Source organism: Nocardia sp. IFM 10818 (genome assembly GCF_054655275.1).
This window is the reverse complement of sequence record NZ_BAAHJH010000001.1, coordinates 6,447,544-6,472,481: the sequence shown is the minus strand read 5'-3', so window position 1 is coordinate 6,472,481 and position 24,938 is coordinate 6,447,544. Positions and strand designations below refer to the sequence as shown.

Genomic DNA, 24,938 nt, shown 5'->3' with positions numbered 1-24,938 from the left:
CTCAGGGCAACCTGCGCGCGCCCTCGGCTGTTCCTGGCGTAATCGCCGGGCGCAGTACGTAGTTCACTTCCGGGCCGGTGCGGCCGAGTCTGATTTTGGTGACGAATTTGCCGCCGAAGGCCTCGTAGAAGGGGATGTTTTCGTCTTTGCAGATGCCGCCTACGGAGGCGCCTTGTTCGTCGGCTTCGGCGATGGCCCAGGCGGCCAGGGTCATGCCTACGCCGGCGCGTTGCCATTCGGGGGCGCAGGCGAGGTAGACGAGGGTGGTGTGGGGTTGGGGTGGGGTTACTCGGGCTATGGCGGCGTCGACGTCCATGCCGCGGGGGGTTGCGGGGCCCATGGCTTTCAGGAGTAGGGGGCCCGAGATTGCTTCTCGGAGAAGGGAGTTGCGGTAGTGCGGGGGGTACCAGAGGAGGGCGGCTACGATTTCGCCGTTTACGGTGGCCACGGCGGCGCCGTTGACCGGCAGGAACCGGTATTTGATCATGATGCGGATCATGTCGGGGGCGCGGCGGCGGCGCACTGCTGGATCGGGGAAGACGTATTCCTCGATCGGGTCGTCTTCGTCGAAGGCTCGGGCTACGACTCGGACGATGTCCTCGATGTCGGCCTCGGTGGCGCGACGGACCACCGGGGTGACCGACTGGTTCCACATGGCGCGCAGGCGGGTGGCGATTCGCTGCTTTTCCGGATCGTCTCGGTCCCCGGCGTCCAGTGCGGCCTGGAGTTCGTCGAATGCCGCATCGATGGAGCGGGCCGGGGTTTGCTCGTGGACCTCGGCGAGTTGTTCGTGGAGATGGTCGGCGAGTGCGGTGGGGGTCGGGTGTTTGAAGGCGATCGCGGGGGAGAGGGACAGGCCGGTGGCGGTTTGCAGGCGGTTGCGCAGCTCGACCGCGCCGAGGGAGTCGAAGCCGTGGTCGGCGAACGGGTGTTCGGGGTCGATCGCGGATGCGCTGTCGTGGCCGAGTACGGCTGCGAAGTGGGTGAGGACGGTATCGAGGACCGTCTGTCGCTGACCGGGCACGATCGCCGGAGTCGCCGAAGGCTGCCTGGTCGCCCTCGGGCGACGATTCGCGGCCGGTACCAGGTCCCGCAGTACCGGTGGCAGGACTCCGCTCTCGGCTCGAGCGCGGAGTTCGGTGGTGTCCACCGCGGCGATCACCGTATGGGCGGAGTCTCGTTCGAGTGCCGCGCGCCAGCCGGCGAACGCCTGTTCATCGGGCATCGCGGTGAAGCCGCCGCGGCTCAGTCGGGCCACGTCCGCCGCGCCGAGCCCACCGGTCATACCGCTGGTGCGCGCCCACAGGCCCCATGCCAGGGACTGCCCGGCGAGCCCACGGGCCTTGCGGTGCGCCACCAATCCGTCGAGGAAGGTGTTCGCGGCCGCGTAGTTGGCCTGTCCGGGAGCGCCGATCGTGCCCGATACCGATGAGAACACCACGAACGCCGCTAGATTCAGGTCCGCGGTGGCCTCGTGCAGGTGCCAGGCGGCGTCGGCCTTCGGCGCGAGGACCGCGTCCAGCCGCGCTGCGGTGAGGGACCCGATGGTGCCGTCGTCGAGTACGCCCGCGGCATGGATCATGCCGGTCAACGGCGGCTGGGCCGGGAGGTCGGCCACTAGGGAGGCCACGGCGTCGGCATCGCCGACATCGCAGGCCACCGCCCGCGCCTGCGCGCCGAGCTGCTCGAGTTCAGCGATCAAGGCCGCCGCACCTTCGGCTTGCGGGCCGCTGCGGCTGACCAGCACTACCGATGTCACGCCGTGCTCGACGACCACGTGCCGGGCCACGGCCGCGCCCAAACCGCCTGTGCCGCCGGTGATCAGCACCGTGCCGTCGCCGAAGCAGGGAGCGACATCGCCCTGCGGGGACGCGATCGCGGGCCGGATGAGCCGGGCGGTGTGAGTAATGCCGTCGCGCACGACCAGTTGGGGTTCATTCCTGGCCACGACACCGGCCACGAGCTGCTCGTCGACGCGAATGTCCGCGTCCACCAGCACGATCCGGCCCGGGTCTTCCGTCTGCGCGGTGCGCACCAAACCCCATACCGCGGCCCCGGCCAGGTCGGTGCAGTCCACGCCGGGCAGCGGGACCGCGCCGCGGGTGGCGACCACCAGGGTGCTCGCGGCGAACCGGTCATCGGCCAGCCACGCCTGCACCACTTCGAGGATCCGCGCGGCCTCGGCGTGGGTCGCGCCCACCACGTCGGTACCGGTGTGGTCGCTCCATCCGCCTCCGGCTTCGACGACCACCACCGGGGGTACCGGCTCCTCCGGAGCCAGCCGGTCCCACCAGCCCACACCCGAGTCCCCGGTGCGTAGTCCGTCGGCGTCTTTCAGGTCGCGGGTCCGACCGGCTGCGACGGCATGGGTGGCCCCCGCATCGGCCGCGGATCGGATCGGCGACCACACCAGTTCCAGGACCGGGGTGGCCGTGCCGCTCGCTGTGGCGAGTTGCCCGAGGGGCATCGGCCGGCTCGTCACCGTGCCCGACAACACCGGTTGCCCCTTCTCATCCGTCACCCACAGCGCCGCCGACGCTCCGTTGACGGTGAGCTGTGCACGCAAGGCCGACGCTTCGGTCGCGTACAGCGCCACCGACTCCCACGAGAACGGCAGCACCACGTGACCCGCCGGGATCTCGACCGCATCGGCCAGCAGTCCCGCCTGAATCACCGCGTCCAGCAAGGCCGGATGAATTCCGAATCCGTCGCTCTGCACCCCGGTATCGGGGTCGAGGGCGATGTCCGCGAACACCTCCGCGCCGTGCCGCCACAGCGCCCGCACGTTCCGGAAGGCCGGGCCCATATCGTAATCGGGTGTCAGGGACGTGTGGGCGACATCGATCTCGGTGGCCGCGGCGGGCGGCCAGGTTTCGGATTCGGGTGCGGTCGTGTCGGTCCGGTCACCGAGCAGCCCGCGGGCGTGCAGCACCCACTGTCCGTCGCGATCGTGTTCGCCACGGGAGTAGATCGACAGCGGCCGTTGCGGGGATTCCGGCCCGACCACGATCTGGATCCGCACCCCGCCCTTCGCCGGAAAGACCAGCGGCGCTTGCAATGTCAATTCCTCGACGAGCGGGTACCCGGTTTCGGCGCCGGCACGCAAGGCCAGCTCCACGAACCCGGTGCCCGGCAACACCATGACCCCGCCGATGGCATGGTCGGCCAGCCAGGGCTGCGACAGCGCCGACAGCTGCCCGGTCAGGACGAAACCGCCGTCCGCCATCGGCAGGACCGCATGCACCATGGGGTGGTCGAGCACGTTCAAACCCGCGGCTTCGATACCGGCGGTGCTGCGCGCGGGTGCGAGCCAGTAGCGGCGACGCTGGAAAGCATAGGTGGGCAACGACACTCGGGAGACCGGGCGGCCGGCGAAGCACACCTGCCAGTCGACCTCCACACCGGCGGCGTACGCGCGCGCCAGGCAGGCCAGGAACTGGTCGACCTCGCCGCGCCCGCGCCGTGCCGCGGCGATCACCAGCGACTGCGCCGCGATATCCGCCGGCAGGTTCTGCTGGGTCATCGCCGTCAGCGCCGCATCCGGGCCGATCTCAACGAATCGTCGTGCGCCCCAGTCGACCAGGGTCTCTATGCCCCGGGCGAACTGAACGGTCCCGCGGATGTGCTGCACCCAGTAATCGGGCTCCAGCACCTCATCACCGGCGATTCGGCCGGAAACGTTCGACACCAACGGAATCGACGGCCGGTTGTAGGTCACTTCCCGTGCGACAGCGGCGAACTCATCGAGGATCGGGTCCATCCGGTGGGAATGGGAGGCGATCGAGATCCGCAATCGCGAGGTCTCGCGCCCACGATCGGTGAACCACCGCTCGACCGCCGTCACCGCGTCCTCGTCGCCGGAAACCACCACGGCGTCAGGGGCATTCAGCGCGGCGATGGACACCCGGTTCGCGTGGCCGGCGATCGCCTCGGATACCTCGCGCTCGTCCGCCCCGATGGCCAGCATCGCGCCGCCCTCGGGCGAAAGCCCCATGAGGCGACCGCGCGCCGCGATCAGCCGGCAGGCGTCCGGCAGCGACCACACTCCGGCGAGGTGGGCCGCGGCCAGCTCACCTGTCGAATGTCCCACCAGGACAGCGGGTCTCACGCCGAACGAGTCCAGGAGCCGGAACAGTGCGACCTCGTAGGCGAACAGCGCGGGCTGGGAGAAGTCGATCCGATGCAGCACGCTCGCGCCGGGATCGGTAGCGCCGTCGTCGCCCCACTGACCGGTGAACATCAAGGTTTTCAGCGATCCGCCCAGCAGTGGATCGAACTGCTCGCAGATTTCATCCAGCGCGGCGGCGAATACCGGAAACGCCTCGTACAGTTCACGCCCCATACCGACCCGCTGCGCGCCGCCTCCGGTGCACAAGAACGCCATTTTGCGCGAAACCGCCCGTCCCGCAGCCACATCGACAGAGCCTCGGGCCAGCGCAGCGAGCCCCTCCAGCAAGGTGTCGCGGTCCGCGCCGAGCACCGCGCCTCGCCAGTCGAACCGGGCGCGGGTCGTCAGCAGTGAGTAGCCGATGTCATCGACTGCCAGTCTCGGATTCTCGGTCACCCAGCTCAGCAGCTTCGCAGCCTGTGCCCGCAGACCGTCCTCGGTCTTCGCCGAGAGCAGCCAGGGGATGACACCGGACGCCACTGCCGGTGCGCCGCCGCCGTCGGCATCCTCCACCGGTTCAGCCGAGCTCTCCGCCGGACCCGAAGCCCCCGCCGACGCCGAGGCCTGTGCCGCGGCGGGAGCCTGTGCCGTAGCGGGGGCCTGCATCGCGGCGGGAGTCTGTGCCGGAGCAGGGGCCTCTTCCAGAATCACGTGCGCATTGGTGCCGCTGGCGCCGAAGGAGGACACGCCGGCGCGGCGCACCCGCTCGCCCGTGGGCCACGGTTCGGCGGCGGTGAGCAGCCGCACCGTGCCCGCCGACCAGTCCACGTGCGTGGTCGGAGCATCGACATGCAGTGTCGGGGGCAAGATTTCGTGGCGCAGCGCCTGCACCATCTTGATCACGCCGCCGACGCCCGCCGCCGCGGAGGTGTGCCCGACATTCGACTTGAGCGAGCCGATGCGCAGCGGCTCCCCGGTGCGATCGCGGCCGTAGGCGGCTATGAGCGCCTGCGCCTCGATCGGGTCGCCGAGGGTGGTGCCGGTGCCGTGCGCCTCGACCGCGTCGATGTCGGCGGGTGTCAGACCGGCATTGGCGAGGGCCGCCGCGATCACCTTTTCCTGGGAGGGGCCGTTCGGCGCGGTCAGGCGGTTGCTGGCCCCGTCCTGGTTGATGGCGGTGCCGCGGATGACCGCGAGGACCCGGTGCCCGTTGCGCTGTGCGTCCGACAATCGCTCGACGGCCAGCATGCCGAGGCCCTCGGAGAATCCGGTCCCGTTCGCCGCCGCCGCGAAGGCCCGGCACCGGGCATCGGGGGACAGCCCGCGCTGCCGGGCGAAGGCGATCAGCAGGGTGGGGTCGGACATGACGGTGACCCCGCCGACCAAGGCCAGCGAGGTTTCGCCCAGACGCAGGGCCTGACAGGCGAGGTGCAGGGCGACCAGCGACGAGGAGCACGCGGTGTCCACCGAGAGCGTCGGCCCCTTGAACCCGAAGGTGAAGGCGACGCGCCCCGCGAGGATGCTGGCCGAAACACCCGGGTACGCCTGGCCTTCCGCTTCGGGAGTCAGCCCCGGTGACCCGATCCGCGGACCGTAGTCCTGATGGATGACGCCCGCGTACACCCCGGTGTCGCCGCCGCGCAGCGACGCCGGATCGATTCCGGCGTCCTCCAGCGCTTCCCAGGTGGCTTCCAGGAACAGCCGCTGCTGCGGATCCATCGTCTCGGCCACGCTGGGTGGGACCCCGAAGAATCCCGCGTCGAAATCGCCTGCGGAATAGAGGAATCCGCCCTCTCGCGTGTACACGGTGCCCGGGGTGTCCGGGTCGCTGTCGAACAGGCGCTCGAGGTCCCAGCCGCGGTCGTCCGGAAAGGGACCGACCGCGTCGGCGCCGGAGGAGACCACTTCCCACAGCTTGGCGGGTGTGTCGGCGCCGCCCGGATACCGGCAGCTCATGCCGATGATCGCGAGCGGTTCCGCGGCACGTTCTTCCAGGTCCCGGAGCCGCTTGTTGGCGGTGCGTAGTTCTCCGGTGACCTTCCGCAGATACCGGCTGAGACGTTCCTCGTTGCTGGTGCTCGGATTACCGGTGCCGGGATTGCTCATGCTGGGCCGAACTCCTCGTCGATCAGGTCCAAATGTTCATTCCGCCGCGGCCGCGCTCAGACCGCGGCCGCGTGCTCCGGGATTCGCGCCGCCTCGGCAATGGTCTCGGCCAGCAGGTCGGCGGTCGAGATGAGCTGTCGCTCCGTGTGTTCCGAGGTGACGAAGAACCGGAGCCGCTCCTTGCCGACCGGTACCGCGGGAGCCGAGATCGCGCCCGCGTACACCCCGCGCTGCAGCAGCGTCGCCGAAACGAATCCGGCGCGCATCTCGCCGGGCACGATCACCGGGCAGATCGGGGTGCCCTGGGACACCCCGAGGTCGATGCCGCGTTCCCGCAGCGCCGCATTGAACAGCGTGGTGTTGTGCCACAGCCGGGCGACCCGCTGCGGTTCCTCGGTGAGCACGTCGAGCCCGGCCAGCGCGGCCGAAATGGTCGACGGTGCAGGGCCTCCGGTGAGCATGGCGACGCCGGGGGCGCTCGCCTTCATCGCTCGGATGAGATCCGCGTCGGCGGCGATGAAGCCGCCGCAACTGCCGAGCGCCTTCGACAGCGTGCCCATCCAGATGTCGACATCGGCGCCGGCCATATCGAAGTGCTCCCGCATGCCGAACCCGTGCGCTCCGAACACGCCGAACGAATGCGCCTCGTCGACCATGACCGCGCAGTCGTATTCCCGTGCGATGGCCGCCAATTCGTCGACCCGGCCCACGGTGCCGTCCATGCTGTAGTGACCTTCGATCACCACCAGCGCCCGATCGAAGCCCGACCGCGACATGCGCAGCACCGAACGCAGCGACTCGGGATCGTTGTGCCGGAAGTTGATCCGGCGGCATCCGGCCCACTGCGTACCAGAGACGACGCTGCCGTGGATCAGCGCATCGCAAATGGCCACATCGCGTTCGCCCAGCAGGAATCCGATGACGCCCGCATTGGTCAGGTAGCCGCTCGTGGTCACCATCGCATCGCCGACCTGGTAGATCTCGGCCAAGCGCCGCTCCAGCTCGCCGTACAGCGGAATCTCGCCCGCGACAATGCGACTGGCCGCGGCCGACGCACCATACCGGTCGAGGCCCTGCTTGGCCGCGTCGATCACCCGGGGATGGTTGGCCAGCCCCAGGTAGTTGTAGGCGCTGAAATTCACCAGCTCGGTGTCCAGCGCCCGGATCACCGTGTCGTTGGGGCTGTTCCGCGGCAGGAACAGCGGGTTGGCCATGTCCGACTGCGCGGTGATCGCGTCGATGGCCGCCCATTTCCGCACGGCGGCAGCCACTTCCGGATGATCGGCGAACTGGCGGCCGGGGCCCCGCCGCGCCTTCGGGGCCGATGTGGTCGGCGCCGTGGGCGCCACCGACACGGCGGGACGCGGTGTGCTCGCGCCGCTCGCGGTCCCGCTCGCACCGGCCGGGCGGATGCTCGCACCCGCCGCAGGTGTTGCCGCAGTGCCCGCCAGCAGCTTCCGGGCCAGATCGCGCGCCGACTCGGTCATGCGATCACCCCGCTCTGCTGCGCTCCGGCCGCGGAGGTGCCCGCGACGAAGAACTCGGCGACCTGAGCGCCCGCCTGCTCCAGGGTGAACGAGCGCCCCATCTTCAATGTCGTCAGATCGACACCGAGCGCCTTCGTCACCAGGGCGCTGAACTCCACCGCCATCAGCGAGTCGAGCCCGAGCTCCGGCACCGGCACGGTCAGATCGATCGAATCCGCGGCGACACCCATCACCACCGCCAGTTGCTCGGCGAGCATGTGCGCGACCACATCCCGGCGTTTGCCCTCGTCGAGCTCGCGCAGCGCCGAAACCAGCTGCGAGGCGGCCGAATCGTCCTCGGCCGAGGCCGCGATCTGCTCGATCATGCGGCCGGTTCGCGCGAAGTGCGGTCCGCCGGCGACCACCTTGCCCCAGTCGACGGGAATGATCGCGGTCTGATGGTGCAGGCCGAGCGTCAGTGCCGCCTCCAGGAATTCGGTGCCCTCGTCCATATCGACGGTATCGAACCCGGTGGTGATCAGGTAGCGCGCCAGGTTCTCGTCGGCCTCGGCCATGCCGCCGCCGGACATATGCCCCCACCCGACGGCGAGCGCGTTCCCGCCGCCGCGGACGATCCGGTCGGCCACGGCGTTCAAGGCGATATTCGCCGCGGTGTAGGAGTACTGGCCGATGCCGCCGAAGATCGCGCTGCCGGAGGAGAACAGCACGAACATATCGAGTTCGGCTCCGGCGGTGTCGATCCCGTGCAGCAGCGCGCGCACGCCGTCGATCTTCGGGCCGAACACCGAGGCCAGGCTGTCGCGATCCATTACCGAAATGCGCTTGTCGTCAACGATTCCCGCGGTGTGGAACACGCCCTTCAGCGGGTGTTCCGGGCGGTGCGCCCGGCTCACGACCGCGGCCATGGCCGCCGTGTCGGTGACGTCGACCAGTTCGGTGACCACCTCGACGCCCAGCGCCCGCCAGGCCGCCAGCTGCCGCCGGGCCGCTTCGGTCCGGGCGCCGCCGCGGCCGAGCAGGGTCAGATGCGTTGCGCCCTTGCCGACCAGCCAGCGCCCGATCGCCAGGCCGAAGCCGCCGAAGCCGCCGGTGATCAGGTACTGCGCCGCGGGATCGACGGTGACCTCGGGGATCTGCGGACGCACCAGCGGCGCATCGCTTTCCAGGCTCAGCACGATGCGGCCGAGCTGGCTCGAGCGGGCGACGTCCTCGAATGCCCGTGCCACATCGTTGGTGTCGTACAGCGTGTACGGCAGCCGCCGATAGGTTCCCGCGTCCAGCTTCGCATTGACCCGCTGCCCCAGTTCGATGGTCGCCCGGCGCCGCCGCGCCAGCATCCGGTCCAGGTCGAAGGAGTGATAGGAGACGTTCTTGTCGAAGTGCCGCATATCGAGCATGCCGCCGGTGTAGATATCGGCCTTGCCGATCTCCACGATGCGGCCGAATTCGGCCACGGCCTTGAAGTTCTGCCGCAGGATCTCACCCGGCGCGGTGCTGATCACCACATCGGCGCCGCGGCCGTCGGTAAGGGCGAGCACATCGTCGGCGAAGTTCAGCGACCGCGAGTCGAGCACATGGTCCGCGCCCTGGGCGAGCACGTACGCGCGCCGTTCGTCGGTGCTGGCCGTGCCGATCACCGCGGCGCCGTGCAGCTTGGCGATCTGCACCGCCGCCGCGCCGACACCGCCCGCCGCGCCGTGCACCAGCACGACCTCGCCCTGCTGCACCCGGGCCAGCTCGAGCAGCGCGTACTCCGAGGTGGAGAACGCGGTGTTGCTGCTGCAATGGCCGGGTTCGGCGTGCGCGTCGACCGGGAACAGCAGGTCGCGCTCGGTGGTGTGGTAGCGGCTCATCAGGCCCTTCGACACCAGGATGACCTGGTCGCCGACGGCGATATCGGTGACGCCCGCGCCCACCCGGACCACCGTGCCCGTGCCCTCCATACCCGGCGTGGTGTCGAAGAACGTTCCGGCCAGGTCGCGTTCACCGAGCACGCCGAGCACCTTGAGCGGGTCCTTGTAGTTGAGGCCGATGGCCCGCATCCGCACCTCGACCTCGCCCGCCTCCGGGGCGCGCCGGTCGCAGCGGCGCCAGCCGAGCCGGGAGAGCACCCGCGACTTGGGGACCTCCAGGGTGAAGTTCGCCTCGGGATCATCCAGCGGGGTGGCCTGATCCAGGGCCTCGATCCGGCCGGGCAGCGAGGCGTCGACCACGGTCACCCAGCGCAGGCCGTTGCGCAGGAACACCTCATCGGAATTGTCATAGGTGAAGGCGCCGGGGATGGCGAGCTCGGCCGCGAGATCGGCGTCGGTGACCTCGGATTCGACGTCCACGAGCCGCCAGCGCAGCCGCAGTTGCTCATTGAGCAGTACCCGGCGGGCGCCGGCCAGCGCGGCATGACCCGGATTCGGCAGGGCGTCGCCCTCGGGATGGGCGAAGGCCTGCTCGGTGATGAGGGTGGCGTGGATCGACCCGTCGCCGGTCATCGATGTCTCGTCGCCGCGCTCGTCCAGCCACGCGTCCAGGAATTCGTCCGCGGTGACGGCCAGCCTGCGCAGCGTCCACAGATTGTCCATATCCGAGTAGTCCGAGCCGGCCACCACGACCAGGTGCACGCGGTCGATGCCGTCGAGCCGGGCCGCGGCCCGAAGTCGTTCGCGCAGCACGTCTTCCAGGTCGGTGCGGGCCGGATCACCGACCGCGAGCACCTCCGCGCGGGCAGCGGTCCGCGCCACCTGCGCGGCGCGCTCCCCGGCCGCGGCGCCGAGTTCGACGATCAGCGTGAACGCGGTGGCGGCGGCGGGCAGCCCGGCGGTGTCGACCGGATCCCGCAGCTCCCAGCGGTCTTCGTAGAAGAAGTCCGACATCCGTTGCAGCGGACCGCGTCCGGGTGCGATCGAGCCGAATCGCATGCCGATGATCTGCAGGACGACATTGTGCTCGGCATCGAGCAGGTCGATATCGGCGGTGGGCTGCGTGCCGGTGACATCCAGGCGCGCCACCACCGTCACTTCGTCCGGAATGGCCGCGAACGCCCGCACCTGGGTGACGCCGACCGGCACCATCGCGCCGTCCTGGGCGCCGCCGGTCTTGAATTCGGCGCTCGCGCCGGTGCCCGCCAGCAGCGCGGCCACGCTCTGCAAGGCGGCGTCCACGACGCACGGGTGCGCGAAATGGCCGGAGTCGCGGGCGATGCTGCCGTCCAGGGTCGACACGACCGTGGACCCGGAGATCCGCACCGCGGTCGCGCGCTGGAATGCGGGGCCGTAGTGCAGGTCCCGGGCCGCCAGGCCGGCGTAGAACGCCGCCGGGTCGACCTCCTGCATCTCCTCGATATCGGGTACGTCGACCTTGGTCGGCTCGAAGACGCCGGTGATCAACCGTCCGGTGGCGTGCACCGTCCAGACCGTGCCCGCCGCGCCCCGGGAGCGAATGGTGAACCGCTCGGTCGACTCTTCCACGCGGAGTTCGACGATCGGCGCCTCACCCTCGTCGATGATCAGCGGGGCGATGAAATGCACGTCTTCCACGGCGGCCCGGGTGGCATCCGCGCGCAGCGCCAGCGCGCTCAGCGCGGCATCCACATACGCTGCGCCGGGCAGGATTCGGGCGCCGCCGATCACGTGATCATCCAGCCACGGCAGCGCTGCGACGCTCAGCTGCACCGTCCACACCGTCGACGGGTTGTCCAGATCCGGATCCCCGAGCATGGGGTAGGCATCCGGGGTGCCGTGCCGGCGCTGCCGGAATTCCGGGATCTCATTGCGCAGCCGGGTGCGCTGCCACGGGTAGCGCGGCAGGCCGATGTGCGGGGTGACCGGGGTTCCGGCGAACAGCGCGTCGATATCGAGCACACCCGCGGTGTAGAGCCCGGCGATGGTCTGCCGGATGCTGTCCGCATCGGTCTGCTTCCGGTTGAGCGTGGCGACGGTGGTGCCCGTCTCGCCCGCGCCCAGCAGGATCTCGCGAATATTGGCGGCCAGCACGGGATGCGGGCCGACCTCGAGGAACACCCGGCTGCCCGCGCCGATCAGCGCGGTGATCGCGTCGGCGAAGCGAACCGGTTGACGGACGTTCCCGCACCAGTACTCCGCGTCCCAGTCCGCCTCGGTCACCGGTGCGCCGGTGACCGTCGAGTACAGCGGGACAGTGGGCTTCGAGACGGTGAGATCGGCCAGGGCCGTGCGCAATTCGTCGAGAATCGGCTCCATCAGGTAGCTGTGATAGGGCACCTCGACGTGCAGCCGCTTGGCGAAAATCCCTTGTGCGGTGAGGGTTTCCGCGATCAGGTCCAGTCGCTGCTCGTCGCCGGCCAGCGTCACCGCGGTCGGGCTGTTGATCGCCGCGATATCGATGCGGTCGTCGCCGTCGATGAGTTCCCGCGCGGCCGCCTCGGACAACCCGATCGCGAGCATCCCGCCGGAGCCCGCGGTGGTGGCCTGCAATCGCGCCCGGTGGTAGCTGACCAGCAGGGCGTCGTGCAGGGAGAGCATGCCGGTGATGTAGGCCGCGGACACCTCGCCGACGCTGTGGCCGACCACGGCCGCCGGGGTCACGCCGAGCTCGCGCAGCAGGGCGAACAGCGCGACCTGCACCAGGAAGTTGGCGGGCTGGGCGACCGCGGTCTCGGTGACTCGCGACTCCTCTTCCGGTCGCAGCAGTTCCTCGACGATCGACCAGCCGGAGATCTCCCGGAACACGGCGTCGATCCGGGCCGCCTCGGTGGCGAAGGTGCCACCGGCCCCGAGCAGTTCACGTCCCATGGCCCACCATTGCGGTCCCATTCCGGTGAACACGAAGACCGGCTCGGCGGCCTTGCTGCCGATGACGCGCGTGGCGCCGCGTCCGGATCCGGTGGCGAATTCCACCAGGGCGCGCACCAATTCGGTGTCGTCGCCGAAGGTCACCGCGGTGCGAATCGGATGATGCTGGCGGCGGGTCCACGCCGCCTCGGCGAGATGGCTCGGTTCGGCGCCGTCGGCGATGAGTTCGGCGAAGCGCTGGGCCAGTTCGCGGGTGGCCTGCTCGGATCGCGCCGAGATCGGCAGTACGCCGAAGTGTTTCGGCTCGTGCCCGGGTCCGGCGCCCGCGTACTCCTGCAGGATCGCGTGCGCATTGGTGCCGCCGTAGCCGAATCCGTTGACCGCCACCGTCATTCGCTCCACCTCGGGGCCGAGTGGCTGCAGGTCCAGCTGCAGCTTGATGCCGAGCTCGTCGAACGGGATGTCGGGGTTCGGTGTTTCCAGCCAGCCCTGCGGGGCGATCGTCCGCTTCGAGATGGCCAGGGCGGACTTGATGATGCTCGCGATACCGGAAGCCGCTTCGGTGTGGCCCAGCTGTGCCTTCACCGAGCCGACGCCCACCGGCGCCGTGCGGCCGGGCACGCAGCCGTAGGCCCGGCCGATGGCCCGCAGCTCCAGCGGATCGCCGACCGGGGTTCCGGTGCCGTGCGCCTCGACATAGGTGACCTCGTGCGGCTCGATGCCCGCGCGGCGGGTCACCGTCTTCGCCAGCTCCTCCTGCAGATCGGCATTGGGCACGGTGATCGCGGTGGTGCGGCCGTCCTGGTTCGAGCCGGTCGCCTTGATCACCGCGTAGATCCGGTCGCCGTCGCGCTCGGCGTCGGCCAGCTTCTTCAGCACCACCATGCCGGCGCCCTCGCCGCGGCCGTAGCCGTCGGCCGAGGCGTCGAACGGCTTGCTGCGGCCGTCGGCGGCGAGGAAGCCGCCCTTGCACATGGAGACGAACGGTTCCGGCTGCATCAGCATGGTGACGCCGCCGGCCAGCGCGACCTCGCAGTCGCCGCTCTCGATCGCCTGACACGCCAGGTGCAGCGCGACCAGTGACGACGAGCACGCCGTGTCGACGGTGATCGCGGGTCCGATGAGGTTGAGCACGTAGGAGATTCGGTTCGACAGCATGGTGTACGACGCGCCGACGGCGGTGTGCATGTCGACGTGCGGCAGGGCGGCATCGGCCACCGAGACCGCGAGCTGGTCCAGCGTGAACGCGCCGACGAACACCCCGAGCGGCGTCCCCGCGACCCGGCCCGCGACACCGGCGTCGTCCAGGGCCTCCCAGGACACCTCGAGCACCACCCGCTGCTGCGGGTCCATCGAGGTCGCCTCGCGGGGCGAGATTCCGAAGAAGTCGGGATCGAATTCCCAGGGATCACCGGTCAGGAAGGCCGCGCGTTTGGTGTACATGCGCCCGGGCGTTCGCTTGTCGGGATCGTAATAGCGCCGGTAGTCCCAACGCTCCGCCGGAATGTCCACGACGCCGTCGCGCTTGCCGGCGACGAACTCCCAGAAGGATTCCGGTGAATCGATGCCGCCTGCGTAACGGCATCCGATACCGACAATGGCAATGTCAGACACTGAGTCTCCTCGGTAAACTCGAATCCCCCCGAGAAGTGATGTGCGGGATCGCATCCCGCGAGACCGCTACAACGCGACGCCCCACACCGGGCCGCGCGCAGCAACATTCATTTCCGGCCCATTGCCGTCGATTCGCCGGGAACACGGAGCCTCGGTCGGGTCGTACGCGAACGCTCCGGCGACAACCCGCACCATCTCACCGATATCACGCTGCGTGCCCCTTACCCTGCCGTGCCCGATCCGACCTGCCTACCGGACCGTCCTTCGAACGCATGCTGACCCGTACCCAGATCAGCCTACTGGCCGGTAGATTACCCGAGAGTAGTCACACGGCAACCGGACAGCTTTGTGTCAAATCACATTTCCCCTCGCCATTGCATTGCGCCAGCTCATCGCCTACGCTTTCCGGCCCGACAGTCCTTGCCGTCCAAGACAATTCAGCACCGATGTCACAGGAATCGGGTCGCCGGCAGCTCTTGTTCGACCCATCGGCACGAGCAGACCGCTGCGCGCCTCGATCTGGTGGCCGTGTGGCGGGAGACCGGGGTCTTCACCGACGCCGAGCGCGCCGCCGTCATCAGCCGGCAGCGTGGCATCGAGGGCATTGCTGGGCCGGTGCGAGAGTGCGATTACCGCCGGAGCCACAAGTCATCGGCGGAGGGTGTGCAATCGGACCCAGCGGCGGCTGGGTTCCAGGCAGCGGGTTCGGGCTTCGGCGAAGAGGCGGACGCTGGCGGGGCCGGGCCAGTCGGTGGGGAGCATGGCGTCGGGGAGGCCGGGGTCGAGGTAGGGGATGATGCGCCATTCGTCGAGGAGGGGGACGAAGAGGCGGAAGGCTTGTTCGTCGGTGAGGTCGCCGGCTTGGGTGATGGCGTGGTGGTTTTCGAGGAACGAGCGGTGTAAGTCGGCGAGGGTGGTGAGGTCCCACCAGCGGGCGGCGGCGGCTCGGGGGGTGTCGGGGATGGTGAGATCGGTTGCGCGGAAGGTGGTTACGTAGGGGTCCAGGTCCAGGGCGGTGATGATGGCGGTGGCTTCGCAGGCCAGGTAGTGGGGGCAGATCCAGAGGCCGGGGGAGACGGTGCCGCAGCCGATGGAGGTCAGGCGGCGGCGGAGTTGGTGGCGGGCGGGGCGTGCGGATTCGGGGATGGTGAAGGAGATCAGGTGCCAGGCATCGGATTCGGTCATCTGGCGGAAGCCGTAGATGCGGGGGTCGCCGCGGGTGTACATGGCTTCGGCGGCGGGGGTGAGGCGGTAACCGCTGCGGCCGGAACGGGTTTCGGGGTCGAGAACGCCTTTGACCTTGAGGCGGGCGACGGCGGTGCGGGCGCTCTGTTCGGGGACGCCCAGACCGGCCATCAGGGCGCTGAAGTCGGCGATGGCTATCCAGCCGCCGAGGTCGCGAATGTAGAGGCCGAGGACGGTGCGGGCCAGGGAGGTGACGCTGCCGGGGCGGGCGTCGATATCGTCGAGGATGGCGCTCGCGGTGGCGGGCGCGGCGTCAGCTCGCGTCGAGTTCATCGCGGACGGCGGTGATACCGGCGAGGACTTCGCGGAAGGTGGTGCTCAACGGGCTCATGCCGAGGCGGATGCCGTGCGGGCGGCGGAAGTCGGGCATCACACCACGGTGCCACAGTCGCGCGGTGATCTCACGGAAGGCGGGGTGGTCGATGGTCACGTGGCCGCCGCGCCGGGCCGGATCCAGGGGTGAGGAGATGGTCACGCCGCGCGGGATCAGCCAGTCGTGCACGAGGTCGAGGGCGAATGCGGTGAGCGCCAGCGATTTCGCGCGCACGGCGGGCATACCGGCCTCCTCGATGAGGTCGAGCATGTCCTGGATCGGGAGCATGCCGATAATGCCGGGACTGGCGCTGAGCACCCGCCGGATACCGGGGGCGGGGATATAGCCCTGCGCCATCTCGAAGGGGTTCTCGCGGCCCATCCACCCCCAGATCGGCTGCCGGAAGTGCGGGAGGTGCCGGGCGGCGACATAGGCGAAGGCGGGGGAGCCGGGGCCGCCATTGAGGTATTTGTAGGTGCAGCCCGCCGCGAAATCGACACCCCAGGAATCGAGTTCGATCTCCACCGAGCCCACCGAATGGCAGACGTCGAGCAGCAGCAGCGCGCCCGCATCGTGGGTGACGGACGCTATCGCGGGCGCGTCGAGCAGGTAACCGGAGCGGTAGGCGACGTGGCTGAGCACGACGAGGGCGGTGCGTTCGGAGACCGCGGCGGCCAGCTCCTCGGCGGTGACGCCACCGGCGAAGTCGGCATCGATCCAGCGCAGCGTGACACCCAGGTCGGCGGCGATGGCCTCCATGAGATAGCGGTCGGTGGGGAAGTTGTCGCGGTCCAGCACGATCTCGGTGCGCCCGGGCCGCAGCGCGAGCGCGCCGCGGGCCAGTTTGTACAGCAGCACGCTGGTGGAATCGCCGATGGTGGTCTGTCCCGCAGCCGCGCCGAGCAGGGTCGCGCCGATCCGGTCGCCGAGCGTCAGCGGCAGCTCGAACCACTCCTCGTCCCAACCGCGAATCAGCCGCCCGCCCCAGGCGTCGGTCACGAACGCGGCCAGGCGCTCGGCGGTCCCGCGGGTGGGGCGGCCCAGCGAATTGCCGTCCAGATAGGCGACGATCTCGGGATCATCACTGCCCACGAAGCGGCGTGGGAAATCGCCCAGCGGATCCTCCGCGTCCAGCGTGCTCGCGCGGGTGGCGAAGTCGGTCGGTGCCGTGGTCATGGCGTCAGATCCCCGTTTCGGTGCGGACGGCGAACAATTCCGGGAAGAAGCTGAGGTCCAGGGCGCGCTGCAGGAATCCGGCGCCGCTGGATCCCCCGGTGCCGCGCGCGGCGCCGATGGTGCGCAGCACGGTGCGCAGATGCCGGAACCGCCACAGCTGGAAGTTCTCCTCCAGATCGACCAGTTCCTCGAAGGCCTCGTACACCGGCCAATGCTCGTGCGGGGCTTGATAAATGGACTTCACCAACGGCAGCAGCTCCGGATTCTGCGCATACGGCGCGGCCACATCGCGCGCCAGCGCCGATTCGGGCACCGCCAGCCCGGTGCGCGCCAGGTGCCGCCAGAACGCGTCGTACAGCGTCGGTTCCGCCAGCAGCGCTTCCAGCTCCGCCCGTGCCCGCGCATCGGCCGCGAACACCGGCAGGATCGCCGGATTCTTATTGCCGAGCAGGAACTCGACGGCGCGGTACTGATGGGACTGGAACCCGGAGGACGTCCCGAGGAACCGCCGGAACCGCGAGTACTCGGTGGGCGTCAGCGTCGCCAGCACCGACCACTGCTCGGTCAGCGTCCGCTGGATGTGCTTGACCCGGGCAATGGCCTTGAGCGCGACCTCCGGCTCATCGGCCTCGAATGCCGACCGCGCCGCGCGCAGTTCGTGCAGCACCAGCTTGAGCCAGAGCTCGGTGGTCTGGTGCTGAATGATGAACAGCATTTCGTCGTGCTGCGGGGGCGTGCTGACGGGATGCTGGGCGCCGAGCAGCGTGGGCAGCTCGAGATAGGAGCTGTAGGTGAGAGTCATGGCAGGTTCCCCGGTCATCCGATGCTGACCCTCTCGACGGTAGTACATACTCGTGACGCCCGGCATGAAAATGTCATATCGGTTTCGATCCGCCCGGCAAAAGGTAGGTTGGCTGTCATGGCATCGCCGCTACCAGCGCATTCGACCCCCAGCACCCGCAGGCTCGCGGATGCTCGCCGGGCCGATATCCCCGTGCTGACCAAGCGATTGCTGTCGGCGATCTTCACCGACAACCCCGAGTGGACCGACTACACCTCCGTCCCCAGGGCCCAGCTGCGCGACGGCTGCCGGCAATATCTGACCCGGATCCTGGAGTTGCTCGGCGGAGCGGACGGCGATCCGGAGCACGACGATGTGGCGGCCGCGATCGGCAAGCAGCGCGCCGAACAGGGCGTGCCGCTGGAGGCCATGCTGCGCACCTTCCGCCTCGGCGGGGGCATCGTGTGGGAAGCGCTGCTGGACAAGGCCGATGGCGTCGGGCCGCAGGACATCCGCGAGGCCGGGACCGCCATGTGGGCGGTGGTCGACGGATTGTCCTCGGCACTGGTCACTTCTTACCGCAATACCGAACTCGAGCAGGTACGCCGCGACGAACGGCACCGGCACGCCCTCATCGAGGACCTGCTGGGCGGACGCGCGCACGACGCCACCTTCGCGGCCCGGGCCGCCCGCGAGCTGGAACTGCCCGCGCAGGGCCCGTACCTGGTGGTGGCCGCACAGGCCCGCGCGGACGGCCGGGCCGTGCTCGCCGGACCGGAAACCGCCTTGTCCGCGTGGGGCATTCGCTCGGTCTGGCACAGCCGGGTCGACACCACGATCGGGCTGGTCTCGCTGGAACGTCACGATCCGGAGGCGGTGCTGCACCGGCTGCGTCCCCTGGTACGCGGCCGGGCCGGGGCATCGCCCGCAGTTCCCGGTCTGGCGCAGGTGAATTCCGCGCACGCGCTGGCCCTGCTCGCCCTGGAGACGCTGCCGCGTGCGGCGAACGGGCTGATGGCGCTGGACGAGCGCTATCCCGAAGCGCTGCTGGTGCGTTCGCCCGACCTACGCGAGCTGCTGGTCGGGCACACCCTCGGCCCGGTGCTCGCCCTGCCGGTCAAGGAGCGCGAGATCCTGCTGCGCACCCTCTCGACCTGGCTGGCGGAGAACCGCTCGGCCGCGCACGCGGCGACCCGCTTGCACTGCCATCGCAATACGGTGATCAATCGCTTGCAGCGCGTCACCGAGTTGCTCGGGCGGCCGCTCGAGGGGCAGCGCTCGTATCTGGAACTCTCCCTCGCCCTCACGGCGCTCGACCTCGACCGGGCCTGATCCCGAGGGCCACCGCAGGGCCGCCTACTGGCGAGTCAATATTGGGCGCTGCGCCCAATTTCAAGGCCCGATTACTGGGCTTCCGCGTGCTTGATTGTGCAGCCCGTCAGGCCAAGACTCGACGGAATGACCCGCACCACAATCCGGGTGCGTGGCACGTTGAGTGAGGAGCACCACGAGTGCCTGACTTCGAGCTGCTGGTGATAGGTGGCGGCCCGGGCGGTTATGTGGCCGCCATCCGCGCGGCCCAACGGGGCCTGTCGGTGGGCTTGGTGGAGAAGGAGCGACCCGGCGGGGTCTGCCTGAACTGGGGTTGTATCCCCACCAAGGCGATGCTGCGCTCCGCCGAGGTTTTCCACACCGTCACCGCCGCCGCGGATTTCGGCGTGCACGCCGATAATGTCCGCTTCGATTTCGCCGCCGTCCGCCAGCGCAAGGACGGCATCGTCAAGGGTCTGACCGACGGCGTCGCCGGCCTGCTCAAGGCCAATGGCGTCACCGTCATCGAGGGCCACGCCCGGTTCACCGGTCCCACCACCGTGCAGGTGTACGAGGCCGGCCCGTCGCCGGTCTTCGCCGGCGGTCCCCGTTATGCCGCCGCGCCGACCGAGAACCGGGTCCGGGAGATCAGCGCCCGCGATGTCATCGTCGCGACCGGCTCCACCCCGGCCCGGCTGCCCATCCCGGGCGCCGACCTGCCCGGCGTGATCAATTCCGACGGCGCGTTCGGCCTGACCGAGGTGCCGCGCCGCCTGGTCGTCGTCGGCGGCAGCGCGGTGGGCGCGGAGTGGGCGAGCCTGTTCGCCACCTTCGGCACCGAGGTCACCGTCGTCGAGTTGCAGGATCGCCTGGTTCCCTTGGAGGACAAGGAGATCGGCGTCGCACTGGGCCGCTCGTTCGGCAAGCGCGGCATCACCGTGCTCACCGGCTCGACCGTTGAGGCGATCGCGGAGAGCACCTCCGGCCTGAGCGTCACCGTCGGCGGCAAGCAGGCGCGGCAGCTGGACGCCGATGTCGTGCTGATCGGCGTCGGCCGCCGCCCCAATACCGCGGACCTCGGCCTGGACATCGCCGGAATCGACACCGACGCACGGGGATTCATTCCCGTGGACGAGCAGCTGCGCACCTCGGTCGAACACGTCTACGCCATCGGCGACGTCACCGGCAAGGCACTGCTCGCGCATGTCGCCTCGCATCAGGGCCTGACCGCCGCCGACGTGATCGCGGGCCACCCCGCCCACATCGACTACAACGTCATCCCGGCCGCCACCTTCACCCACCCGGAGATCGCCAGCGTCGGGCTCACCGAGGACGCCGCGCGCGCCGCCGGGCACGAGGTGATCACCGCCAAGTTCCCGTTCGCCGCCCTGGGCCGCTCCCAGACCTTCGGCGACACCGAGGGATTCATGAAGATCGTGGCGGGCGCCAGGCACCGGGAGGTGCTCGGCGTGCACATCATCGGCCCTTCGGCCAGTGATCTGATCACCGAAGGCGCACTGGCCATGGCGCTCGAGGCGACGCTGGACGAGCTCGCCGACACCATTCATGCCCACCCCACCCTCGGCGAGATCGGCATGGAGGCCGCCCTGGTGGGTCTCGGCCTGCCGGTACACATCGCGCCGCGGAAGCGTTGAGGAGTCCCACGATGACCACCACCACCGCACCGCGTAAGACCGCCAAGTCGAAGGCCCGCCCCGCCGACGCCTTCGCCGCCCGGCTCGCCGTGGAGGACGCCGGCACCCTGCGCGGCTACTTCCGCGACATGCTGTTCGTGCGGCGCTTCGAGGAGCGCACCGCACAGGCCTATCAGCAGGCCAAGATCGGCGGCTACTGCCATCTCAACCTGGGTGAAGAGGCCACCGTGATCGGCCTGGGCGCGGCCATGCGCCCCACCGACTACCTGTTCACCAACTACCGCGAGCACGGCTACGCCCTGGCCAAGGGCATCGAGCCCGGCCGGGTGATGGCCGAGCTGTACGGCCGCTCCACCGGCACCTCCAAGGGCTGGGGCGGTTCGATGCACATGTACGACACCGCCACCCGGCTGCTGGGCGGCTATGCCATTGTGGGCGGCCAGGTTCCGCTGGCCATCGGCGCGGCGCTGGCCATCGACTACCGCGGCGGCGACGATGTGGTGGTGTGCCAGATGGGTGAGGGCACCACCAATATCGGCGCGTTCCACGAGTCGCTCAACATCGCGGCGCTGTGGCGTCTGCCGGTGGTGTTCCTGGTGATCAACAATGGCACCGGCATGGGCACCACGGTCGAGATGTCCTCGGCCGAACCGGATCTGTGGAAGCGGGCCGCGGCGTACCGCATGCGCGGCGAGCGCGTGGACGGCACCGATGTGCTGGCCGTGCGCGATGCCGCGAGCGAGCTCATCGAAGCCGCTCGCCGCGAAGGCAAACCGGCGCTGCTGGAGGCGGTCAGCCATCGGCTCAAGGGGCATTCGGTGGTGGATCCCGCCAAATACCGCACTGCCGAGGCCGTTTCGTCGGCGCGCGAGCACGACCCGATCGACCGCTGGCGCGCGGCGCTGCTCGAGGCCGGGGTGCTGACCGAACAGGCCGTGGCCGAGATCGAGCAGGAGGTCCGCGAAAGCGTCGCGGCGGCGGTGGAATTCGCCGATGCCAGCCCGCATCCGGATCCGTCGAGCCTGTTCGACTACAACTACGCCACCCCGGTGCCCGGCGATTCCCGCCGCCTGCCCGCCGATCCGCTCTTCACCTTCTGAGGATTCCAATGCCAGTCATGACCTACCGTGAAGCGCTGCGGGAGACCCTCCGCGAGGAGATGCGGCGCGATGACGACGTCTTCCTGATCGGGGAGGAGATCGGCGTCTTCGAAGGCTCCTACAAGATCACCGCCGGCCTGCTGGCCGAGTTCGGCGAGAAGCGGGTGCGCGACACCCCGATCGCCGAAGAGGGTTTCGTCGGCGCCGCGATCGGCGCCGCCATGCTCGGGCTGCGCCCGGTCGTGGAGCTCATGACGATCAACTTCTCGCTGCTGGCGCTGGACCAGATCGTCAATCACGCCGCCAAGATCTACGGCATGTTCGGCGGCCAGACCAGCGTGCCCATGGTCATCCGCACCCCGGGTGGCGGCGGCCAGCAGCTGGGCGCCACGCATTCGCAGAACATCGAGCTGTACTACGCGTTCGTGCCCGGCCTGAAGGTGGTCGCGCCGTCCACACCCGCCGATGCCCGCGCGCTGCTCAAGGCCGCCATCGACGATGACGATCCGGTGCTGTTCCTGGAGAACCTGTCGCTGTACAACACCAAGGGCGAGGTGCCCGAGGATCTGCCGCCCGCCCAGATCGGCAAGGCGGCGGTCACCCGCGAGGGCACCGACATCACCCTCATCGGCTATTCGCGCATGGCCACCGTGGCCACTCAGGTCGCCGAACGACTTGCCGCGGAAGGCATTTCGGCGGAGGTCGTGGACCTGCGCAGCCTGCGGCCGCTGGATCGCGACACCATCGTGGCCTCGGTGCGCAAGACCGGCTGCGCGGTCATCGGCGAGGACGACTGGCTGACCTACGGCATCGGCGCGGAGGTGGCGGCGTCCATCTCCGACGGTGCGTTCGACTATCTGGACGCCCCCGTACGCCGCGTCGCCATGGCCGAAGTGCCGCTGCCCTATGCCAAACCGCTGGAGCGGATCGCACTGCCCTCGGCCGATTCGCTCTACACCGCGGCGCTGGAGACCCTGGCCGCCGTCGGCCGCCGCCGCTGAGGAGAAAGACTTCGATGCCTGAAATCACCATGCCCCGCCTCTCCGACACCATGGAGGACGGCGTCATCGCGGCCTGGCTCAAGAAAGTGGGCGACCAGGTCGCCGCCGGTGAAGTGATCGCCGAGATCGAAACCGACAAGGCCCTCATGGAATTGGAGGCCTACGAGGACGGCGTGCTGGAGCAGATCCTCGCCGAGGCCGGTACGCGCGTGCCGATCGGCGAGCCGATCGGCATCGTGGGCGACGGCAGCGGGGCCGCCGCGCCCGGCGCGAAGCCCGCCCCGGCAGCCGCTGCCAGCGGTACCGCTCCTGCCGCCCAACCCGTGTCCGCCACACAATCGGGGTCTGCGGCGCAGCCCGCGGCGGTGGCGCAGCCTGTGCCTGCCGTGCAGCCCGCGCCCGCCGCGCAGCCTGTGGCCGCCGAAAGTGCGGCCGTGCCGCCGTCGGGCGATGGAAGCACCCCTACCGCAGCCGATTCCGCCGTCGGCGGCGAGCGCAAGAAGTCGTCGCCGCTGGCGCGCAAGATCGCTGGTGAGCTCGGCGTCGAGTTGTCGGCCGTGACCGGCACCGGCCCCGGCGGCCGGATCACCCGCCAGGATGTCGAATCGGCCGCCGCCGCACTCGCTTCCGCACCCGCCGCGAGTGCGCCGGTGGCACCCGCCGCGGCTCCGTCGGTCGCCCCCGTCCTTGCGGCGGGCGACTACGACGAGGTCGCGCTGACCACCATCCAGCAGGTGTCGGCCAAGCGGCTCACCGAGAGCAAGCAGCAGGCCCCGCACATCTACCTGACCAGCGCCATCGACGTCACCGACCTGCTCGAGTTCCGTACGCAGCTCAACCGGACTCTCGAGGACGCCGGCAAGGGCAAGGTCAGCGTGAACGACCTGCTGGTCAAGGCCGTCGCCACCACCCTGCGCACCGATCCCTCGGTGAACGTGAGCTTCGCCGGTGACAAGCTGCTGCGGCACAAGGCCGTCAACCTCGGCATCGCGGTCGCCACCCCGGCCGGCCTGCTGGTCCCGGTGATCCACGATGCCGACCGCAAGAGCGTCTCGGAGATCTCCGCCGAGAGCCGCGACAAGGCCACCCGCGCCCGGGATCGCAAACTGCGCGGCGAGGACATGTCCGGCGGCACCTTCACCATCTCCAACCTGGGCATGTTCGGGATCGAACAGTTCACCGCGGTCATCAACCCGCCGGAGTCGGCGATTCTCGCGGTCGGTGCGGCCCAGGACGAGCTGCGGCCGGCGGATGGCGAGGTGATCGTCCGCAAGATCCTGCGGGTCACCCTGTCCGCCGATCACCGCGCCATCGACGGTGCGGTGGCCGCGAAGTTCCTGCAGCAGTTGCGGGATCTGATCGAGCACCCGCTCCGCATCGTCGCCTGACCGGCGGCATCCGAACGCGCACCGCCCCGGCCTCAGCTTGTTCACCGCGGTCTGACTCCCGGACCAGTTGGCCTGGGGCGGTGCCATTGATCATCGATCTCCTCGACGGCGAACTCGCCGCCGACCGGGAACTGGTGGCGGACCCTTCTTGGCGAATGCCGCCACCAGTTCCCGGTGATCGCATTGCGAGGTCAGGGGTGGCCGGTGCGGCGCGCGCGAAGGAAGTCGTCGACGAGGTGCGCGCAGTCGTCGCGGGTGAAGTGGCGCAGGCCGGTGAGCTTGGCGAAGACGATGGGCCCCAGCAGCTGGGACAGGGCGAGAGTGGTGTCGTAGTCGCCGAGCAGGTCGCGGGCTTCGGGCAGCTCGAGTAGCTCGTCGTAGGGCTTGCGGTACTGCTCGATGATGCGGTCGCGCAGATTGGTGAATGTCTGCGGGGGTTGACCTTTCGATTCCGGGGCGCCCATGGCCAGCCAGGCGACGGTGGTCAGGTAGGCCGGGGCCTCGTCGATCAGGACGGTCTGGCGGGCGATGAGCTCGATGAGCCGATCGCGCAGCGGGCCGCTGTCCGGCGGCGGGGAGACCGGCGGTACGAGGCGTTCGAAGGTGGCCGCCAGCAGGTCGGCCGAGGAATCGAAGTGGCGGTAGAGGGTCGTGCGGGCGACCTTCGACAGCTTGGTGACGGCGTCGATCGTGACCGCGTGCACGCCACCGGATTTCAGCAGGGTGGTGGCCGCGTCCAGCAGGCGCGCCCGGGAGCGGGCCCGGCGGGGGTCGATGGCGTCCGGGTCGGTGTCGTCGTCGCGCGAGGGGGACAACGGAATTCACTCCTTCCCTGGTTTCGCTACTGGGAGTAGCGTAGCGATACTGTTAGTACTGTTTGTCGGGGAGGT

Annotated in this window: 12 protein-coding genes; 5 read left to right on the top strand and 7 right to left on the bottom strand. The window is 69.6% G+C overall.

Going from position 1 to position 24,938, the window contains the following annotated elements; genetic code table 11:
• Position 1 precedes the first annotated feature (1 nt).
• The 6 genes from ACYQ5L_RS30065 to ACYQ5L_RS30040 form a co-directional block, all read right to left on the bottom strand.
• Entirely contained in the window at positions 2-6,073 is a 6,072-nt protein-coding gene (locus ACYQ5L_RS30065; RefSeq protein WP_459963583.1) for an SDR family NAD(P)-dependent oxidoreductase, read from the bottom strand.
• Positions 6,074-6,270: 197 nt separating this feature from the next.
• Positions 6,271-7,701 carry an aminotransferase class I/II-fold pyridoxal phosphate-dependent enzyme gene (locus ACYQ5L_RS30060; protein ID WP_459961600.1) on the bottom strand — a complete coding sequence of 477 codons (1,431 nt, stop codon included), beginning with the start codon at positions 7,699-7,701 and terminating at the stop codon, positions 6,271-6,273.
• Positions 7,698-14,078, bottom strand: a complete 6,381-nt coding sequence (locus ACYQ5L_RS30055) for a type I polyketide synthase (RefSeq protein ID WP_459961599.1) — start codon at positions 14,076-14,078, stop codon at positions 7,698-7,700. Before ACYQ5L_RS30055 ends, ACYQ5L_RS30060 begins: the two co-directional genes overlap by 4 nt.
• A gap of 648 nt (positions 14,079-14,726) precedes the next feature.
• Positions 14,727-15,596, bottom strand: a complete 870-nt coding sequence (locus ACYQ5L_RS30050; RefSeq protein ID WP_459961598.1) for a PaaX family transcriptional regulator — start codon at positions 15,594-15,596, stop codon at positions 14,727-14,729.
• Positions 15,577-16,812, bottom strand: a complete 1,236-nt coding sequence (locus ACYQ5L_RS30045; protein ID WP_459961597.1) for a kynureninase — start codon at positions 16,810-16,812, stop codon at positions 15,577-15,579. The genes ACYQ5L_RS30050 and ACYQ5L_RS30045 overlap by 20 nt, the downstream gene beginning before the upstream one ends.
• A 4-nt stretch (positions 16,813-16,816) precedes the next feature.
• Positions 16,817-17,614: a tryptophan 2,3-dioxygenase gene (locus ACYQ5L_RS30040; RefSeq protein WP_459961596.1), complete on the bottom strand. Its 798-nt coding sequence runs from the start codon at positions 17,612-17,614 to the stop codon at positions 16,817-16,819.
• 117 nt (positions 17,615-17,731) lie between these two features.
• On the opposite strand from ACYQ5L_RS30040, the gene ACYQ5L_RS30035 reads away from it, so the two are divergent.
• The 5 genes from ACYQ5L_RS30035 (at position 17,732) to ACYQ5L_RS30015 (ending at position 24,048) form a co-directional block, all read left to right on the top strand.
• Entirely contained in the window at positions 17,732-18,925 is a 1,194-nt protein-coding gene (locus ACYQ5L_RS30035; protein ID WP_459961595.1) for a PucR family transcriptional regulator, read from the top strand.
• A gap of 179 nt (positions 18,926-19,104) precedes the next feature.
• Entirely contained in the window at positions 19,105-20,559 is a 1,455-nt protein-coding gene (gene lpdA, locus ACYQ5L_RS30030; RefSeq protein ID WP_459961594.1) for a dihydrolipoyl dehydrogenase, read from the top strand.
• Between the two features lie 11 nt (positions 20,560-20,570).
• Complete coding sequence (gene pdhA, locus ACYQ5L_RS30025; protein WP_459961593.1) at positions 20,571-21,659, top strand: pyruvate dehydrogenase (acetyl-transferring) E1 component subunit alpha; 1,089 nt, start codon at positions 20,571-20,573, stop codon at positions 21,657-21,659.
• Between the two features lie 17 nt (positions 21,660-21,676).
• Complete coding sequence (locus ACYQ5L_RS30020; protein WP_459961592.1) at positions 21,677-22,660, top strand: alpha-ketoacid dehydrogenase subunit beta; 984 nt, start codon at positions 21,677-21,679, stop codon at positions 22,658-22,660.
• Positions 22,661-22,674: 14 nt separating this feature from the next.
• The gene (locus ACYQ5L_RS30015) at positions 22,675-24,048 is read left to right on the top strand and encodes a dihydrolipoamide acetyltransferase family protein (RefSeq protein ID WP_459961591.1); all 1,374 of its coding nucleotides are present in this window, start codon (positions 22,675-22,677) and stop codon (positions 24,046-24,048) included.
• A gap of 191 nt (positions 24,049-24,239) precedes the next feature.
• On the opposite strand, the gene ACYQ5L_RS30010 is transcribed toward ACYQ5L_RS30015, so the two are convergent.
• Entirely contained in the window at positions 24,240-24,863 is a 624-nt protein-coding gene (locus ACYQ5L_RS30010) for a TetR/AcrR family transcriptional regulator (RefSeq protein WP_459961590.1), read from the bottom strand.
• Between the last annotated feature and the right edge of the window lie 75 nt (positions 24,864-24,938).

Bases quoted from the DNA above. Each gene is read 5' to 3' on its own strand.
- ACYQ5L_RS30060 (WP_459961600.1), bottom strand. From the start codon at position 7,701: ATGACCGAGTCGGCGCGCGATCTGGCCCGGAAGCTGCTGGCGGGCACT.
- ACYQ5L_RS30050 (WP_459961598.1), bottom strand. From the start codon at position 15,596: ATGAACTCGACGCGAGCTGACGCCGCGCCCGCCACCGCGAGCGCCATC.
- ACYQ5L_RS30045 (WP_459961597.1), bottom strand. From the start codon at position 16,812: ATGACCACGGCACCGACCGACTTCGCCACCCGCGCGAGCACGCTGGAC.
- ACYQ5L_RS30040 (WP_459961596.1), bottom strand. From the start codon at position 17,614: ATGACTCTCACCTACAGCTCCTATCTCGAGCTGCCCACGCTGCTCGGC.
- ACYQ5L_RS30035 (WP_459961595.1), top strand. From the start codon at position 17,732: ATGGCATCGCCGCTACCAGCGCATTCGACCCCCAGCACCCGCAGGCTC.
- pdhA (WP_459961593.1), top strand. From the start codon at position 20,571: ATGACCACCACCACCGCACCGCGTAAGACCGCCAAGTCGAAGGCCCGC.
- ACYQ5L_RS30020 (WP_459961592.1), top strand. From the start codon at position 21,677: ATGACCTACCGTGAAGCGCTGCGGGAGACCCTCCGCGAGGAGATGCGG.
- ACYQ5L_RS30015 (WP_459961591.1), top strand. From the start codon at position 22,675: ATGCCTGAAATCACCATGCCCCGCCTCTCCGACACCATGGAGGACGGC.